Consider the following 17804-nt stretch of genomic DNA (forward strand, 5'->3'; position numbering starts at 1 on the left):
CCAGACCCCGCTCCCAACCAACCGCGCCGAACGGGCGGAAACGCCGGGTCCCTCCACGCCTGGCCCGGGGACTCCACCCGCTCGCGCTGGGACGGTTGGGGACGTCCATCCGATCGGCCTGGTCCATCTCGAGCGGGCGGGAACGCGCGCGCCGCACCGGCGGCACCCGGGTACTCCGCCCGCTCGACGTCGGAGGGATCACGTCAGGGCGCTGGCTCACGCGCACGAACACGCCTCGCCGAACGGGCAGGAACGTCGGGCTGCCGTTCACGGAACCGGGAGGATCCGCCCGTTCGCGAACATGCGCGCGACGGCCCCGGTTCGCGATGAGGAATTCCGTGTCACGGGGGGTGCCGGCAGACGGAAGCCCGGTGCACGAGCGGTACCAACCGGGGAGACGACACCTCGAACGGAGCTTCCGACACCAGGCAGTCGGAAACCGGGCACGAGGCACTGGGCATCGGGCACTGGGCACACGAAGAAGCCCCGGTCCTGATGGACCGGGGCTTCTTGTGACGCAAGAAGCCCCGGTCCTGATGGACCGGGGCTTCTTGTGACGCGTTGGTTGCGGGGGCAGGATTTGAACCTACGACCTCTGGGTTATGAGCCCAGCGAGCTACCGAACTGCTCCACCCCGCGGCACGTATGTAAGCCTACACGGGGTCGGGCGGGGTGCCAAATCGAGAACCCCGCCCGCGTGTCAGTTGCCCGACCCGGAGTCACCCTCGGCCGAGACGGCAGCCTGGATCGCCGCCTGCAGACGCTTGTCCGCCTCGGCCGCAGCGACCAGGTCGTTGTCGGCGTAGGCCTGCTGGCGGTCCTGCAACGCCGCACTCGCATCGGCCAGAGCCTGGCGGAGTTCCGGGCTCTGGGTGCTCGAGCCGGAGCCCGTCGAGCCAGAACCGGACGACCCGGAACCCGAGCCCGTCGAACCGGAGTCCGACGAACCACCCGACGAGTCCGACCCGGTGCCCGAACCCGAGTCCGAGGACCCGTTCGACGCGCCCTGGTCACCCGCGGCCGCACCGGAGTCGCCTCCGAAGAGCTGGTTGAGCGCCTCGTCGAGCGTGTCCTCGAACGCGATCTTGTCCCCGAACGCCACCAGGACCTTCTGCAGCAGCGGGTACGAGCCGCTCGAGGTGGACTGGACGTAGACCGGCTGCACGTAGAGGAAGCCACCGCCGACCGGCAGCGTCAGCAGGTTGCCCTGCTTGACCGTGCTGTTCCCACGCTTCAGGATGTTCAGCTCCTGCGACACCGTGGTGTCCGAGTTGAACAGGTTCTGCACCTGGAGCGGACCGGGGATGTTGTCCGTCTTGGGGATGGTCAGCAGTGTGAGCTTGCCGTACCCGGAGGCACGTTTGCCCTTGCCGGATCCGCCCGCGTCCGAGTCGACCGCGAGGTACCCGGTCAGCACGTTCCGCGCGTTCGACCCCGTCTGCTGTGGGATGTAGGTCGTGTAGAGCGTGTAGGCGGTCCCCTGCCCCGGCACCTTCATGGTCAGGTAGTACGGGTCCTGTTGGTCGGCCCGTGCCGCCGTCGTCTGGGTGCCCAGGGCGTTCGTCGTCGTGGTCGTGGTGGTGTTCGTGGTGTCGCTGCCGTTGGACGTGGCCGTCGGGTCGGACGGAGTCGTCCACGCATCGTCACCCGAGTAGAACGAGTTCGCGTTCGTGACGTGGTACGTGCCCAGGATCGAGCGCTGCACCTTGAACAGGTCGGTGGGGTAGCGGACGTGGTCGAGGAGCTCGGCGCTCATCTGCGACACCGGCTTGGTGGCCGTCGGGAAGATCTTCTGCCACGTCTTGAGCACCGGGTCCTTGGTGTCCCAGCTGTAGAGCGTCACCTTGCCCGTGTAGGCGTCGACCGTGGCCTTCACCGAGTTCCGGATGTAGTTCACCTGGTCGGTGCGGAAGCTCGAGGTCTCGGTGCCGTTGATGCTGTCCGACAGGCTCTGGCTCTGCGAGTACGGGTAGGCGTCGCTGGTCGTGTACCCGTCGACGATCCACTGCAGACGGTGGTCGACGATCGCCGGGTAGGCGTCGCTGTCCAGGGTCAGGTAGGGCGCGACCTTCTGCACACGGGTGATCGGGTCGCGGTCGTAGAGGATCTGCGAGTCCGGGTTGACCGCGTTCGACAGCAGGATCTGCTCGGACTGGAACTTCGCCGCGTAGACCAGACGGTTGAAGAAGTTGCCGATGCTCGGCCCGCCGTTGCCCTGGTAGGTCGTCGTCGCGTTGCCGCCGTTGGCGTCGTTCGAGTCGTCGGAGCCGGACGGGTAGTCGAGCTCGACGTTCTTCGTGCCCTTGGGCGCACCGACGATCGAGTACGGCGGCGAGGTCTCGCCGAAGTACACCCGCTGCTGGTAGTCGCCGAGGGCCCCGGTGGTCGGGATCCCCGACTCGAGGAACACGGGCTTGCCGTCGCTCGCGCGCTGGTTGCCGTACGCCGCAGTGACACCGAAGCCGTGCGTGTACACGAACGTTCGGTTGTACTGCGTGTTGGCGGCGCTGCTGAGCCCGTCGAGGTCGATGTCGCGGACCGCGATCACCGTGTCCTCGGTCTGGCCCTTGATGTCGTAGCGGTCGACGTCGAGCTCGTCCGGGAACTGGTAGTACTGCCGCGACTGCTGCAGCTGGCTGAACGTGTCGGAGACGATCTTCGGGTCGATCAGCCGGATGTTCGTCGTGGTCTGGGCGTCCTCGGCGAGGGCACCGGTGGCGGTCTCGGTGGTGGCGTCGTAGTCGGACTCCTTGACCCCCGAAACGTCGTAGGCATCACGCGTCGCGTCGATGTTGCGCTGGATGTACGCCGACTCGAACGAGCGCTCGGACGGAGCGACCTGCAGACGCTGGACGATCCACGGGTAGATGCCGCCGATGACGATGGCCGACACGAGCAGCAGCCCGGTGCCGACGATGGAGATGCGCCAGCGCCCGATGACCGCCGTCACGATGAACAGGAGCGCGACGATCGCCGCGATGCCCGCCATGATCTCGCGACCGGGGATCGTGGCGTTCACCTCGGTGTACTGCGCACCGGTGATGAGCGAGTTGCTCTTGGTGAGCGCCGCGTACTGGTCGAGCCACAGGCTGACCGCCTGGAGGGCGATGTAGACCGCCGCGGTCACCGAGAGCTGGACGCGCGCGGCACGGGAGATGCGGACCTCGCGACCACCGAAGCGCATGGCGCCGTACAGGTAGCTGGCGGCGACGGCGGCGAGCCCGGCGATGAGCACGACGGCCGACGCGTACGCCACGACCGAGCGCCAGAACGGCAGCTCGAAGACGTAGAAGCTGATGTCGAGCCCGAACTGCGGGTCGGTCTTGCCGAACGGCGTCCGGTTGAAGTACTCGAGGACCATGCTCCACCGCGGAGCCGTCGCCAGCCCGGCGAAGATGCCGAGCACCACCGGGATGCCGATCATCACGACGCGGCGGAGCGGCTCGATGACCTGCTGGTAGCGGTCGAGCTGCGAGCCGAGCTTCGCGTAGACGGGGCGGAGCCGGAACGCCAGCAGGATGCTGACGTAGACGGGGATCGCCATGCCGAGGAACCCGGCGAGGAACATCGCCGAACCCGCCAGCCACCGGGTGGTGAGGACCTGCTGAAACCCCAGCTGCGCGAACCACGCGTAGTCGGTGTACAGGCTGGCGAAGATGAAGAAGGCGATCACCAGTGCGGCGAGCACGATGATCGTGACCACGATGGGGACACGCGGCGAACGCCGTCCCGCGGTGGACGAGGTGGACGAGGGTGTCGTCACGTGATGTGCTCCAGACGTGTCGGACCGGCCGGCCCGGCGCACCGGGCCGTCAGTCCCACGATCCTATGGGACGTCACCGACAGCGAACCTGTACCCGACCTCAGGAAGTCCCCCGGTCCTCCTGTCCGGACTGGAGGCCCGGCGGACTCCGCCACGCGACGAGCGTCGCGCATGTGTCGGGTTCCGCAGTCGGTGGTCAGGAACCGCAGGTCGCCAGACCGGCGGTGCTCTTCCCGCTGGCGATGGTCTGCAGGTCGGTGACCGCCTGGTCGAGGGTCTTCACCGCGTAGACGTCGAGGCCCGCGGGGACGTGGCCGACCACCTCGTTGCAGTTCGACGCGGGCGCCAGGAAGACCGTCGCGCCCGCGTCCGCCGCCCCGTAGAGCTTCTGCCGGATGCCGCCGATCGGACCGACCTGACCGTCGGCGGTGATGGTGCCGGTACCCGCGACGTGCTTGCCGCCGTTGAGCTTGCCGGGCGTGATCTCGTCGATGATCCCGAGCGCGAACATCATGCCCGCCGAGGGACCGCCGACGTCCTGCAGCTGGATCTTCACGTCGAACGGGAAGTCGTACCGCACGACGACGCCGACGCCCAGCAGCGCGGTGCCGCTCTGCTCGCGCGGGGTGACCCGCACGTCGCGGGACGCGCCGTCGCGGGTGATCGTCACCGTGGCGGGCGACGAGGTGCCGTGCTTCGCGACCAGGTCGCGCAGCGTCGTGGCGTCGGCGTCGGTGGTGAGGGCGGTGCCGTCGAACGCCGTGATGACGTCGCCCTTGCGGATCGTGCCCTGGGCGGCGGTGCCCTCACCCACCGTGCCGACCTCGAGCTCGGTCGGGACCGCGATGCCCTGCTGGATCATCGCCGCGGCGACGGCGGACTGCTGCGAGTTCGTCATGTCGGCGGCGTCCTGCTCGTTCACCTGCTCGGTCGTCGTGCCGGGCGGGTAGATCACCGAGGCGGGGACGACCGCCTGGGACTTCGTGAACAGCGCCCGGATGACGCTCGTCCAGGCCGGCCGCTGCGTCGCGGTGCCCTCGACGCTCACGGTGAGCATGTCCAGCGCACCCGAGGTCGGGTAGGTCTCGCGGCCCCGGACCTCGATGAGCTCGACCTGCTTCGCGTCCTTGCCGGTGCCCTGCTGCTGCGTGCCGATGGTGTTGAACACCGGGCCGGGGAGCTCGATCACGTAGGGGCTCGGCAGGATGCTCGCCACGATCGCCAGCACGACGGCGCCCACGACCAGGACCCAACCCACCGTGCGGGAGCGGGAGCGGCGACGGGGCTCGGGCGCGAAGAGGGTCAACGGGGTCCTTCCGGAGGGCACTGGCGGGCCGCGCGGCCCGGCTGTTCGCCCTCGGCGCAGCCGGATGGGCGTTCCCACGGGGCCGTCCCAGGTGCGGCCCCACGAGCGGGGATTAGCGTAGTCGGCATGCCTGATGAACCGCAGCCGGGGCCGGACGACGACTTCCAGGAGATGCTCCGCAAGCTCCTCGCGGGCGAGGGACAGATCGACCCGTCCCAGCTCGCGGGTGCCGCCGGGCTGCCGAACGACCCGGCCTTCGTCGCCAACCTGATGAGCCAACTCCAGCAGGCCGCACAGCACGGCGGCGACGGCATCGACTTCTCGGTGACGTCGGAGCGCGCGGCCGCCATCGCGAAGGAGGGCTCGCACGGCGTCGACCCGGCGACCAGCCAGGCGAGCGACCAGGCGTTCCAGGTGGCGGCGCTCTGGCTCGACGAGGTCACGACCGTGGCCGAGCTGACCGCGACCCCGAGCCTGTACACGCGTGAGCAGTGGGCGAAGGCGACGGCTCCGGTGTGGGCGCAGATCGCCGAGCCCGTCGCCGCGAGCATCGCGGACGCCCTGACTGAGGCGATCGACCAGCGTGCCCCGGAAGAGCTCAAGGCGATGCTCGGCGACGTGTCCAAGGCGATGCGCGGCGTCGGTGGCGCCCTGTTCGCGATCCAGCTCGGCCAGGTCGTCGGACAGCTGTCGAAGGAGGTCGTGTCCGGCGGTGACGTCGGCGTGCCGCTCCTCGACGAGCAGGTCGCCGCACTGCTCCCTCAGAACGTCGCGGAGTTCGCCAAGGGACTCGACGTCCCCGAGGACGAGGTCCGCATCTACCTGGCCGTCCGCGAACTGGCCCACGCCCGGCTCTTCCGGTCCGCCCGCTGGCTCCGGCTGCACATCATCTCCTCGATCACCGAGTACGCCCGCGGCATCCACATCCCCTTCGACCGGGTCGAGGAGCTGGCCGCCGACATCGACCCGACCGATCAGGAGCAGCTCCGCGATGCCCTGGCCTCCGGTGCGCTGATCCCGCCCCGCACCCCGGAGCAGGACGCCGCCCTGGCGCGGCTCGAGACGATGCTCGCGCTCGTCGAGGGCTGGGTCGACACCGTCACCGCTGCCGCCACTGCACGGCTGCCCCGGTCCGGTGCCATCGCCGAGACCGTGCGTCGCCGCCGGGCGGCCGGTGGTCCGGCCGAGTCCGCCTTCGCCACGCTGGTCGGCCTCGAGCTGCGCCCGCGCCGCCTGCGCGAAGCCGCGGCGATGTGGCAGCGCGTCACTGACGAACTCGGTTCGGAGCAGCGCGATGCCCTGTGGGCGGCGTTCGACCTGGTCCCGGGCACCGACGACATCGACGCACCCGACGCGCTCGTCGCACGACTGCGCAGCCCGGGTCAGACCCCGGCGGACGACGAGTTCGACCGGGCGCTCGAGGACCTGCTGAACGACTCGACGGGATCGCGACCGCACGAGGACGAGTCCGGCGGGATCGAGGACCCGGACGCCGACGGCCCCGGGCGTTCTCCACAGATCTGACGACGGGTGCCCGCCCACCGGGTCGCTTCCGACACGGTGGAGCCATGGGCATCCGCATCGATCCGACACTCGAGTTCGTCTGGCGCGACCCGTCGACGGTGCAGCTCGGGGTCGATCCGCCGCGCGCCGTCGTGGCGGTCCCCACGACGGCCGAGGAACGCTTCCTGCTGGCACTCCGAGCCGAGACCGGCCGTGACGCCCTGGCCGGTGTCGCCACCAGCGTCGGCTGTCGGCCCGAGGTGGCGGCCCACGTGCTCGGTGCGGCATCCCCCGCGGTGCTCGACATGATCCCCGAACCGCTCGTCCGCGCAGAGGTGCACGGCACCGGGCGGGTGGCCGACGCGGTGGACGCCTACCTGACGGGCGAGGGCGTCACGGTCGTCCGGACCACGGCTCCCCGGGGCGGACCGGTCACCCTCCCGGACCCGGAGCCCAAGCTCGCGGTGCTCGTCGCCGACCACGTCGTCGACCCTGCGCTGCGTGCCGCCTGGACCCGCCGCGGTGTCCCGCACCTGCCCGTCGTCGTGAGCGACGGGCGGGTGCGCATCGGGCCGTTCCTGGTGCCCGGCGCGGGGCCGTGCCTGCAGTGCCTGGAGTACGCGCACGTCGACGACGACCCCGCATGGCCGGCCATCGCCGCGCAGGTCTGGGGACGTCCGGCCGCAGCCCTGTCGCCCTACCGCTCCGGGGCGATCGCTGCGGCGGTGACGCGACTCGTGGTCGAGCGGCTCCCCCGGACCACGGCACGGCCGGGCATCGACCAGCTGGTGTTCGAGCGGGACGACCTGTCGGTCACGCGTCGTCGGACGGCACCGCACCCCCGGTGCGCGTGTCGAGCGCTGCCAGGAACCGACTCGGCGCCCGGGAACCCCCGCGCGTGGACCCCTGCCGTGACCACGTGATCGTGACGGTGCGCCGTGCACGGGTCAGCCCGACGTAGAACAGCCGGCGTTCCTCGTCGACCTCGTCCTCGGTGGTGGCGTGCGAGATCGGCAGCAGGCCCTCGGCGGCACCGGCGATGACCACGTTCGGCCACTCCAGACCCTTCGACGAGTGCAGTGTCGACAGGGTCACCGCGTCCAGGTCGGGCTCGTGGTGCGTCGCCGCACGGTCGACCAGGTCCTGGGTGAACTCCTGCATGCTCGTGCCGGCAGGGGCGTCCTCGGCCAGCCCCATGATCGCCTGCAGCGCCTCCCACTGCTCGCGGACCGCACCGGTCCCCTCCGGCGCGGTCGGGGTCCAGCCGCTGACCTGCAGCACGAGTCCGACCCGTCGGGTCAGTTCGTCGTCGGTCTGGCGGATCGCCTCGCCGCGCATGTGGTGCACGGCGAGCTTCACCTCGGGTCGGTCGAAGAACCGTGTGCCGCCCTGCACCCGGTACGGCACCCCGTTCCTGCCGAGTGCCGCTTCGAGCGCCGCCGACTGCGCGCCGACACGGAACAGCACCGCGCAGTCGCCGTACGCGGCACCGGCACCGACGAGCTCGGTGATCCGCCGGGCGATCGTCTGTGCCTCGTCGCCGTCGTGCACGCACGGCACGACGACGGGGTCCGGTCCCGGCTCGGGGTCCTGGGCGGCGAGGTCGAGCGCGCCGGGTCGGCCCCGCATGAGGGCGTTCGCCGCGTGCACCACCTGCACCGTCGACCGGTAGTTGCGCTCGAGCCGCAGCACGGACCCGCGCGGGAACTCCGACCCGAAGCCGAGCAGGTAGCGGCTGGACGCGCCGGCGAACGAGTAGATCGTCTGGCTGGCATCGCCGACGACGCACAGGTCCTGCCGGTCGCCGAGCCAGGCGCGGAGCAGGTCGTGCTGCACGGGCGAGACGTCCTGGTACTCGTCGACCACGAAGAACCGGTACTGCTGCCGGACGTAGCTGGCCACCCGGGGCTCGGACTCGACCATCCCGAGCGTCGCGAGCAGCACGTCCTCGAAGTCGATCTGGTGGCGGTCGTCCTTGAGCCGTTCGTAGGCACGCATCAGGTCGATGACCCGCGCCGGGGTCGTGTCACGCGGCATCACCCGGTCGGCCGCAGCCGCTTCGTACTCGTCGACGGTCAGGCGCTGCACCTTCCGCCACTCGACCTCGGCCGCCAGGTCCCGCAGCACCGGCTTGTCGACGTGCATCCCGACCGTGTCCGCCGCGTGCGCGATGATCCGTGCCTTCGACTCGACGATCCGGGGCGCATGCCCGCCGACGGTGTCCGGCCAGAAGTAGCTCAGTTGGCTCATCGCCGCGGCGTGGAAGGTCCTGGCCTGGACCGCACCGGCGCCGAGCGCGCGGAGCCGGCTGCGGAGCTCGCCGGCGGCCCGGGTGGTGAAGGTCAGCGCGAGGACGTGACCGGGCGAGTAGGTCCCCGTCGCGACGCCGTACGCGATGCGGTGCGTGATCGCCCGGGTCTTGCCCGTGCCGGCACCGGCCAGCACGGCGACCGGACCGAGCAGGGTGGTCGCGACGGTCCGCTGCTCGGCGTCGAGCGCGGCCAGCAGGGCCTCCGGCGACGGAGGCGAGGACTGCGGAGCCGGGCGCTGCCCGGCCGGGGGCGACGCTGGCGTCACGGCAGGTCCAGCGGGCCGCCGTACCACTCCTCGATGATCGCCCGTGCGATCGACGTCCGGCCGGGCAGCATCAGGGTGTCACCAGCGCGCTCGCGGATGTCCTCGCGCGAGAACCACTGCACGTCGAGGATCTCGACGCCGTCCGGACGCACCGTCGACGGGTCGCCGTCGAGCGCACGGGCCCGGAAGCCGACCATGAGCGACGCGGGGAACGGCCACGGCTGCGAACCGAGGTACTCGGGCTCCTCGACGTGCACACCGGACTCCTCGAACACCTCGCGGCGGACGGCGTCCTCGAGGGACTCGCCCGGCTCGACGAACCCGGCGAGCAGCGAGTAGCGGTCCTGGTCCCACGCGGCGTTCGACCCGAGCAGGATGCGGTCGTCGCGGTCGACCACGCCCACGATCACGGCGGCGTCGGTGCGCGGGAAGAGCTCGTGGCCCTGGTCGTCACGGCGGACCCAACCGCCCGTCACCACCTCGGTGTCCGAACCGGTGCGCGGCGAGAACCCGTGGACGGCGTGCCAGTTCGCCATCGCGACCGCCTCGACCGCCAGGCCCTGGTCGCGAGCGGAGAGCTCGGTGCTGAACATCCGCAGGTTCTCCCACGCGTCGGTGTCCGGCTCGATCCGCGACGCGGTGTCGGCGTCGACCAGGACCGCGGCGAACCGGGTGCCGGCGGGGGCGTCCGCGGCGTCGGCCAGCGAGCGACCGAGGTAGACGAGCGGTGCGGACTCGGGCACGTCGGCCGCGTCGACGAACCGCAGGGTGCCGTCGGCGTTCCGCAGCATCGCGGCGCCGTGGACGGGCAGGAACCGGGTGGCGGTGTCGTCGCGCAGGACGCGCCCGACATCGGGGGTGGTGCGGAACTCGGCGTCGCGGTCGAGTTCGTTGCGGGCGAGCGGGAGGCGAGCGGCGAACTCCACGGTCACGTGGGACTCCTCGGGTCGGTGTCGTGTCGGGACCGGGCCAGTGGGAGTGGACACGGCTGGATGTGCGCACGGGCCGGTGCACACGGTGTGGCGCGCACGGTCTGGGTCGTCGGCGGACCTACCCTGAGGGCATGGCGGGATCCCAGTTCACTCTAGCGGCGTTGGCGACGACAGCCGTCCCAGGACTCGTCGTCACGGGCACGCGCACCCTCGGCTCGGTCGCTGCCGGCGACTACGAGTCGGCGCTCATCCGACACGCCGACGGCGTCCAGTCGGTCATCCGACGTCCGCGCAACCAGCGGGCGGAAGCACGGCAGTCGGCCGACCTCCTCGCGATCCGCGCGCTGAGCGCCGGGATCCGGTCGCGCCTCCCGTTCGCCGTCCCCGAGTACCGGGGCCAGGCGCCGATCGGCTCCACCCGCGCCATCGTGACCGGCTACGTGCCCGGCGCGCACCCGACGCTGCGCGCCCTGGGTGAGCGCCCTGCGCTCGCCACCGCCGTCGGCGGGGCCCTCGCGGCGGTCCACCAGCTCCCCACGAGCTTCGTCACCGACGCCGGACTGCCGTCGCTGACCCCCTTCGAGATCCTGCGGTCCGCGGTGTCCGTCATGGACCGCGCCGTCGCGACGAAGCTCGTGCCGGCCGCGCTCCAGGAACGCTGGGAGGGCGCGGCCCGCGACCAGCAGCTCTGGCAGTTCACGCCGACCGTCGTGCACGGCGCCGTCGGCACGGAGTCGCTGCTCGTCGAGGGCGATGCCGTCACCGGCGTGCTCGGCTGGGGCGAACTGCGGCTGGGCGACCCGGCGAAGGACCTGGCCTGGGTGCTCGCCGGGCCGCGCGAGGCGTTCCCCACGGTCCTCAGTGCGTACGAGGCGAACGGCGGCGGTCGAGACCGGCAGCTCGCGCAGCGCGCCCGTGTCCACCACGAGCTCGAGACGGCGCAGTGGCTGCTGCACGGCGTGCAGGCCAAGAGCACCGAGGTCGTCGACGACGCGGTCGCGATGATGCACCGGTTGGTCGACGCGGTGCACGCGCCGTCCACGCCGCCGCTGCAGTCGGTGTCGCCGGACACGATGGAGATCGGCGAGGTCGAGCAGCTGCTGTCGACGACCGAGCGCAAGCACGGCTGACCTCGGTCGGTCCTGCGGCCCGGTCCGTCCTGTCGGGAGGCCCGGTGCGGGTCCGCCGCGCGCGTCCCGCCGGGTGGGTCAACCGACGGCGACCCGCCATGCTCGTTCGAGCCCGGCGCGGTCCAACAGTTCGGTCGGCCGGATCTCGAGGTCGTCCGCCACGAAGTAGAACACCGCGTCGACGTCGTCGACCGGGCGCCCGGTGAACTCGGCGTAGGCCACTCGGTACAGCGCGAGCTGCAGCTGCCGGCGCTCCAGGTCCTGTGCGCCGCTGGGCGCCTTCCCCGTCTTCCAGTCGATGACCTCGAACCGGCCGTCGATCTCGTAGACGGCGTCGAGCTTGCACACGACGCTGTGCCCGAGGAACGGGATGTGGATCTCGCGCTCGACGTCGACCGGGGTCAACGCTGCCCAGCGTGACCGGGCGAAGGTCGCCTGGAACTCGCTCAGCCGGCGGGCGTCGTCGTCGCTGACGGCGGCGTCGGATGCTGCGGTCGACCCCTCGTCGGCGTCGAGGTCGAGTTCGCCGTCCCAGGCGTCGAGGGTCTCGAGCGCTCCGCCGGACCGGCCGCGCTGCTCGACCCACTGGTGGAAGAGCGTACCGAGACGGGTCGCACGGTAGGGGCGCTCGGGCATCGGTCGTCGCAGGCGCTCGGCGACCGCGTCGGGCTCGGTCAGGTAGTCCTTGAACCCGGACGCGGGCACCCGGTGCGGCACCACGACCCGGTGCTTCGCCGAGCGGGTGGCACGCCGCTCGGCGAGCAGCAGGTCGATGTCGGCCGCGTACCGTCCCGAGGCACCGGGGTTGGCGTTCCGCACGCGATCGGCGGCGGCCAGGACCCGGGGTGCGCGGTCGCCGAACGGCACGTGGGGCCAGGTCTGGGTCGCGCCGGCGTCACCGAGCGGGTTCGTCTCGTGCTCGGTGGTCTCGGGCACGGCCGCGCCGTCGACCACGCCGGCCTCGACCAGGTCGGCCAGGTAGCGGCTCGGCTGCATCGGCTTGACGCCCCCTGCCCAGAACGAGCCGCTCACGAGCAGCTCGTGCCGCGACCGGGTCAGCGCGACGTAGGTCAAGCGACGTTCCTCGTCCTCGTTGCGGGCCCTGACCTCGTCCTTGTACGACTCGATCGCCAGCGTGACGTCCTTCTGCGAGTCGTGCCCGCGCCACGCGAGACGCGGGAGCTCGTCGGCGTCGCCGCGGAACTCGTACGGCAGACGACCGAAGCCGAGCCACCCGGACGACCCTTCCTGGGGCCGCGCGGGCAGGGCGCCCTCGACCATCCGTGGCACCGCGACGGCGTCCCACTCGAGGCCCTTCGAGCCGTGGATCGTCAGGACCTGGACCGTGCCCGCCTCGGGCTCCTCGGACCGCGGGCCGAGGTCGTCCCGGCGCGCGGCGGCGTCGATCCAGCCCAGGAAGCCGCCGAGGTCGGCCCGGTCGTCGGTCGCGACGAAACCGGCCAGCTCGTCGATGAAGGCGTCGAGGTAGGCCGCGCTTCCCTGTTCGTGCGCGGCGACCTCGATGTCGAGGCGCATCTCCTGCACGACGAGCGTCACGAAGTCGACCAGGTCGCCGGCTGCCCGGGAGCGCAGCGACGCCAGCTGCTGCCCCAGGCTGCGCATCCGGTCACGTCCCGCCGGGGTGATGCCCTCGAGCGCGCCGTGGTCGTCGGGCGCCACGGCGACGAAGTCGAGTGCGTCGACGACGGATCCGTGTTCGCCGACCGCGACCGACGCCCGGAAGGCCGCGGTGACCTCGTCGTCCAGACGCTGCTGGGTGTGGTCGCGCTTGAACAGCCACGACGCCAGGGCGTGCAGGGCCTGGATGTCCGCGGCGCCCACCCGCCACCGAGCTCCGGCGAGCAGGCGGATCAGGTCGTTGCCAGCGGCCGGGTCGTGCAGCACGCGCAGGCACGCCACGAGGTCGACGATCTCCGGGCGCTGCAACAGTCCGCCGGTGCCGAGCACGTGGAACGGCACGCCGTGGTGGGTGAACGCCCCGGTGAACGCGGCGAGGTCCTTCCGGGCGCGCAGCAGGAGCGCCATCGAGCCGTCAGGGTTCCGGCGCCGGTGGTCGGCGAACCACGCGGCGACGGCGGCGGCCTCTTCCGGCAGGGTCTCGGTGAACACCGCGTCGACCACGCCGGCGTCGGCACCGGGTCTGGGCGAGAGCCGTTCGACGTCGACCTCGGAGGCGGCGGACAACGGTGCGACGACCGCGTTCGCGCCGGCGAGGACGTCGACCGGGTTTCGCCAGCTGGTCGAGAGCGCGAACGTCCGAGGGGCATCGACGCCGTCCGTGGTGCCGTCGTCACTCGCGCCGAAGTCCCGCGGGAACCGGGCGAGGTTCGCCGCACTCGCACCGCGGAAGCCGTAGATCGACTGGTGGGGGTCACCGACGGCCATCACCGGGTGGGCGCGGAACAGCCGGGCGAGGAAGCGGGTCTGCACCACCGACGTGTCCTGGTACTCGTCGAGCAGGACCACGCGGAACCGGGCGCGCAGGTCGTCGACCACGCGCGGTGCCGCCTGGCTCGCGGCGAGCGCCAGCGCGATCTGGTCCGAGAACTCGACGAACCCGCGGTCGACCTTCTGGCGTCGGAACTCCTCGACCAGGTCGGTCAGGGGCTCGAGCGCTCCGATGGCGGCGACCGCCTGGGTGATGGCGGCGTAGGGCTTGCCCCGGTTGCCGGGGAGCTCGAGCAGGCCGGCGAACTCGATCGCGAAGCGCCGCAGGCGAGCCGGCTCGACCAGGTGCTCCGATGCTGCCCCGGCGAGTGCGACGACCGCCGCGGTGACGGTGTCGACGTTCCGGTCGAGGCCGGCCAGGCGGTCGTCCCGGGCGGCCACCACGACGCGCCGCGCGAGCTGCCACGCGGACGGCTCGGTGAGGACCTGGGACTCGCCGTCCCGTCCGACCAGCAGCGCGTTCTCGCGGAAGACGCTGTTCGCGAAGGCGTTGTAGGTCGACACCGTCGGCGCTTCGAAAGCGTCGCCAGGGGTGATCAACCCGGCGTCCTCGAGCGCGCGGATGCGGTCGTTGATCCGGATCGAGAGCTCGCCGGCGGCCTTGCGCGTGAAGGTCAGCCCGAGCACCTGGTCGGGTCGGACGAACCCGTTCGCCAGCAGCCACACCACGCGGGAGGCCATGGTCTCGGTCTTGCCGCTGCCCGCACCCGCGACCACGAGGGCGGGCGCGAGCGGCGACTCGATCACCGCGCGCTGCTGTTCGGTGGGTCGGGGACGACCCAGGGCGTCGGCGATCGCATCGGCGCCGTGGCGCGGGACGGTGCCGATGCCCGTGGCGGCGCCGGATGCGGCGCCGAGTGCGGTGTCGGTCAGGAGGTCGTCGGTCACCAGGTCACCTCGCCCACGACGTGGATGCGGCACTCCACACCCGTCCGTGCCTTCTCGCAGTGGTCGTCGACGTTCGCGACGAAGGTCCGTCCCGCCATCCCCCGCGCAACGGTGTGCAGTCGTTCACGGTAGGCCTCGCGTGCTTCGGCGTCGAAGGCGTGCTGCGTCCGCTCAGAGTACGCGTGCCCGCCGCGGGGGTTCTGCACGAAGACCAGGCGGGCGTCGGTCATCGGGGACCCGGCGGGGACGCCCTCGACCGCGCCGTCCTCGACCGCGAGCTGGTAGGCCCCGAGCTGCGGGTGCTCCGGCATGTCGTTCTTCTCACTCGGCATCCAGCGTCCGGTCTTCAGGTCGACCACGCTGACGCGGCCCTCGGGGTCGACCTCGATGCGGTCGATGCTGCCGCGCACCCGCGCCGGGCCCGTGACGAGCGCGAACGAGGTCTCGGCACCGAGGACCTGCCTGCCCGCGCTGGCGAAGGTACGGAGGTAGTCGCTCAGCCCCTCGACCATCCGGCGCGTCCTTGCCCGCTCGCGGTCGGCGATCCACGGGGACTCGAACGAGAGCTCGCCCCACCGGGCGTCGACGCGTGCCCAGAGCGACTCGACGTCGATCTCGGTCGCGTGCTCCATCGCCTCGTGCACGATCGTGCCGATCCCCATCGCCGGACTCGGAGCGCCGCCGCCGAAGGTCTGCACGAACCAGTGCACCGGGCACTCCTCGAACGTGCCGATGCGCGACGGCGACACGGCGACCGTCGGGGCGGCCGGTTCGCCGGTCACCGGGTCGTCGACGGGCTCGCCCTCGAGGTCGACCAGGGGGTCCTCGGTCGTCGGCTCGACCGTGCCGTACCAGTCGTCCGGGGACGCCCCGGGGACCTCGGCCTCGGCCAGGCGAGCCAGCGCCGACGCGGCCTCGTGGTCGCCGGTCGACACCACGCGACGGCGGAGCGAGCCGGCCAGGCCGCGCAGCGACAGCGGGTGGGCAGACGGCTGACGGTCGGGAGGCACCGGGACCAGCCGGACGAACGGTGACGGTGACTCGTCGTCGTTGGCGATCGTGCCGATGACGACCTGGGTCGTCGCCCGGGACACGGCACGTGCGAAGAGTCGGAGCTCGTCCGCGACGACGGCAGCACGGTCGTCGACGTCAGTGTGGTCGATGCCCTGCGCGGCGCGGACCAGGCCGTCCGGGTCGAGCAGGCTGCCGCGGACGCGGGTGTTCGGCCAGACACCGTCCTGCAGCCCGAGCACGACGACCACGTCGGTCTCGAGGCCGATCGTCGCGGAGGGGGTCAGCACCCGGACGCGTCCCGCCGTGCGGTCGGGGCCGATGCTGTCCTCGGGCAGGTCGGCGCCGAGCAGGTCGTCGATGAACACCCGGGCCGGCGCGTCCGGCGTGCGCTCCACGAAGCGCTTGGCGGCGGTGAACAGCCCGACGACGGCGTCGAGGTGCCGGTCCGCTTCTCCCGCACCGATCCCGCCAGCGGAGGACTGCCCACCCCAGACCCCGGCCAGGCCGCTGCGTTCCCACAGCCCCCACAGGATCTCCTCGATGCTGGCACCGGTCTCGGCGTCGGTACGGGCCTGCACCAGGCTGCGCGCGAGCCGGGTCGCACGGCGCGCGAAGGCCGCGTCGACGGTGGCCAGACGTTCCGGGGCGCCGAGCGCGTCGACCAGGAGTTCGTCAGCGGTCCGGGTGCCGTCGCCCGCGAGTTCCTCGCGACGGAGGGCCAGCCGGAGCCGGCGCATCGCGAGGGTGTCGAGCCCGCCGAGGGGGCCGGTCGCGAACGCCGTCGCGAGGGTGGCGTCGAGCGGCAGCACCCCGAGGGCGACGGCCGCGGCGTCGATGAGCGAGCGCGACGCCGAGTCGTCGCGGGGCCTGGTCGGCGCCGCCCCGGCGGTGGCAGGGACCTCGGCCACCGAGAGTGCGCGGACGAGTTCGGGGATCGCGGACCCGCTGCGCGTGACCACGACCATCCGGTGCCACGGGACGCCGTCGAGCAGGTGGTGTTCGCGGAGCCGGCGGGCCACCGCGACGACCAGCGCCGAGCGGCTGCCCGCTTCGAGGTGCAGCACCGAGTCGGGGCGGCCGTCGGTGTCGGCGGCCACCGCCGTGCGCTGCCGTCCCGCAGCGGCGGCGCCGATGCGGGCGGTGACGGCGGACACGAGGGTGCGGACGGCCGCCGGGTGCCGGTGCACGGTCCCGAGGACGACGTCCTGCACGGCGTCCACCCCGAGCCGGACGGCGAGTCGACCGAGGACGTCGGGCTCCGCGCCCCGGAAGGCCGACGCAGCGATGTCGGGGTCGCCGAACGCCACGACCTGGACGCCGGCACGGGCCAGGGCCCCGAGCAGCGCGATCTCGCCCTCGACGAGCTCCTGCGTGTCGTCGACCACGACGAGTCGAAGCGCCGCGACCGCCGGCGGAACCGTCCCACGCAGGACCGCGGCGGTGGCGAAGGCGACGAGCTCGGCGGCGTCGAGACTGGTGGTGCGGAACGCCGTCAGGGCGGCTCGGTACTCGTCCACCAGGTCGCCGACCGCCCGCCACTCGGGACGGCCGTGGTCGTCGGCGAGCTCGCGCATGTCGTCCGGTTCGACCCCGGCGGCGACACTGCGCATCATGACGTCGCGCAGGGCCGTGCGGAAGCCGGCGCGTTCGCGGACGACGGCGGTGACGGGATCGGGCCAGTCGGGACCGGTGCCGTCGGCTTCGTGCCCGGCGAGCAGGTCGGCGAGGATGCGGTCCTGCTCGCCACCGGTCAACAGGGTCGGCGCCGGCTGCCCCTGGACGGCCGCGGCGTGCGCGACGATCTGGAACGCCAGGGAGTTCACGGTGCGCGCGAGGGCACCGGGGGTGACCCGCTCGACCGTCGCCGCGAGCTGGTCGCGCAACGCGGTGGCCGCGGTCCGAGACGACGTGAGTGCCAGGACGGCCGCGTGCCCGTCAGCGCTGACGCCGTCGGGACGTCGAAGCCGCGCCGCGACCAGCCGCGCGAGCGTCGAGGTCTTGCCCGTCCCCGGCGCGCCGATGACGGCCGCGTGCCGGCCGTCGGGCAGCTCGAGCACGGCCCGCTGCGCGGGGTCGTCGACCAGGGCACGCGTCACACCCGTCGGCGCGGGGGCGGGCGTCAGGATGGTCGGTGGCACGTCGGTACCGTACCCACCGCTGCCGACATCACCCATGCGGAGCGCCGCCTCTTGCTGGCGGCCTGCGTGCGCCCGCGGCGAACG

General features: G+C 72.3%; 9 protein-coding genes and 1 tRNA gene. 3 read left to right on the forward strand and 7 right to left on the reverse strand.

Going from position 1 to position 17804, the window contains the following annotated elements:
• Window positions 1-562 precede the first annotated feature (562 nt).
• The 3 genes from ASG04_RS07830 to ASG04_RS07840 form a co-directional block, all read right to left on the reverse strand.
• Window positions 563-639: transfer RNA gene (locus ASG04_RS07830), tRNA-Met, on the reverse strand.
• 61 nt (window positions 640-700) lie between these two features.
• Window positions 701-3763 carry a UPF0182 family protein gene (locus tag ASG04_RS07835; protein WP_414835824.1) on the reverse strand — a complete coding sequence of 1021 codons (3063 nt, stop codon included), beginning with the start codon at window positions 3761-3763 and terminating at the stop codon, window positions 701-703.
• A 196-nt stretch (window positions 3764-3959) separates the two neighbouring features.
• Window positions 3960-5069 carry a PDZ domain-containing protein gene (locus tag ASG04_RS07840; RefSeq protein ID WP_056122149.1) on the reverse strand — a complete coding sequence of 370 codons (1110 nt, stop codon included), beginning with the start codon at window positions 5067-5069 and terminating at the stop codon, window positions 3960-3962.
• A 126-nt stretch (window positions 5070-5195) separates the two neighbouring features.
• On the opposite strand from ASG04_RS07840, the gene ASG04_RS07845 reads away from it, so the two are divergent.
• The gene (locus ASG04_RS07845) at window positions 5196-6593 is read left to right on the forward strand and encodes a zinc-dependent metalloprotease (protein ID WP_056122152.1); all 1398 of its coding nucleotides are present in this window, start codon (window positions 5196-5198) and stop codon (window positions 6591-6593) included.
• Between the two features lie 44 nt (window positions 6594-6637).
• A complete protein-coding gene (locus ASG04_RS07850; RefSeq protein ID WP_056122155.1) occupies window positions 6638-7495 on the forward strand; it encodes a TOMM precursor leader peptide-binding protein in 858 nt (285 codons plus the stop codon).
• On the opposite strand, the gene ASG04_RS07855 is transcribed toward ASG04_RS07850, so the two are convergent.
• On the reverse strand, window positions 7386-9149 hold the full coding sequence (locus ASG04_RS07855) for an ATP-dependent helicase (RefSeq protein ID WP_082517887.1): 1764 nt from the start codon (window positions 9147-9149) through the stop codon (window positions 7386-7388). The genes ASG04_RS07850 and ASG04_RS07855 overlap by 110 nt on opposite strands.
• Entirely contained in the window at window positions 9146-10081 is a 936-nt protein-coding gene (gene nudC / locus ASG04_RS07860; RefSeq protein ID WP_056122158.1) for an NAD(+) diphosphatase, read from the reverse strand. Before nudC ends, ASG04_RS07855 begins: the two co-directional genes overlap by 4 nt.
• Window positions 10082-10212: 131 nt before the next feature.
• On the opposite strand from nudC, the gene ASG04_RS07865 reads away from it, so the two are divergent.
• A complete protein-coding gene (locus ASG04_RS07865) occupies window positions 10213-11211 on the forward strand; it encodes a phosphotransferase (RefSeq protein WP_056122162.1) in 999 nt (332 codons plus the stop codon).
• 78 nt (window positions 11212-11289) lie between these two features.
• Here the strand turns inward: ASG04_RS07865 and ASG04_RS07870 are convergent, their stop codons facing one another.
• Together ASG04_RS07870 and ASG04_RS07875 are read right to left on the reverse strand one after the other, a co-directional pair.
• Window positions 11290-14568, reverse strand: a complete 3279-nt coding sequence (locus tag ASG04_RS07870) for an ATP-dependent DNA helicase (RefSeq protein ID WP_235515478.1) — start codon at window positions 14566-14568, stop codon at window positions 11290-11292.
• A complete protein-coding gene (locus tag ASG04_RS07875) occupies window positions 14565-17720 on the reverse strand; it encodes an ATP-dependent helicase (RefSeq protein ID WP_162241701.1) in 3156 nt (1051 codons plus the stop codon). The genes ASG04_RS07870 and ASG04_RS07875 overlap by 4 nt, the downstream gene beginning before the upstream one ends.
• Window positions 17721-17804: the final 84 nt, after the last annotated feature.

Origin of the sequence: Curtobacterium sp. Leaf183, from assembly GCF_001424385.1 — a bacterium.
Classification (GTDB): domain Bacteria; phylum Actinomycetota; class Actinomycetes; order Actinomycetales; family Microbacteriaceae; genus Curtobacterium.

Excerpts from the sequence above, each read along its gene's own strand:
- ASG04_RS07845 (WP_056122152.1), top strand. The coding sequence starts at position 5,196 with ATGCCTGATGAACCGCAGCCGGGGCCGGACGACGACTTCCAGGAGATG.
- ASG04_RS07850 (WP_056122155.1), top strand. The coding sequence starts at position 6,638 with ATGGGCATCCGCATCGATCCGACACTCGAGTTCGTCTGGCGCGACCCG.
- ASG04_RS07865 (WP_056122162.1), top strand. The coding sequence starts at position 10,213 with ATGGCGGGATCCCAGTTCACTCTAGCGGCGTTGGCGACGACAGCCGTC.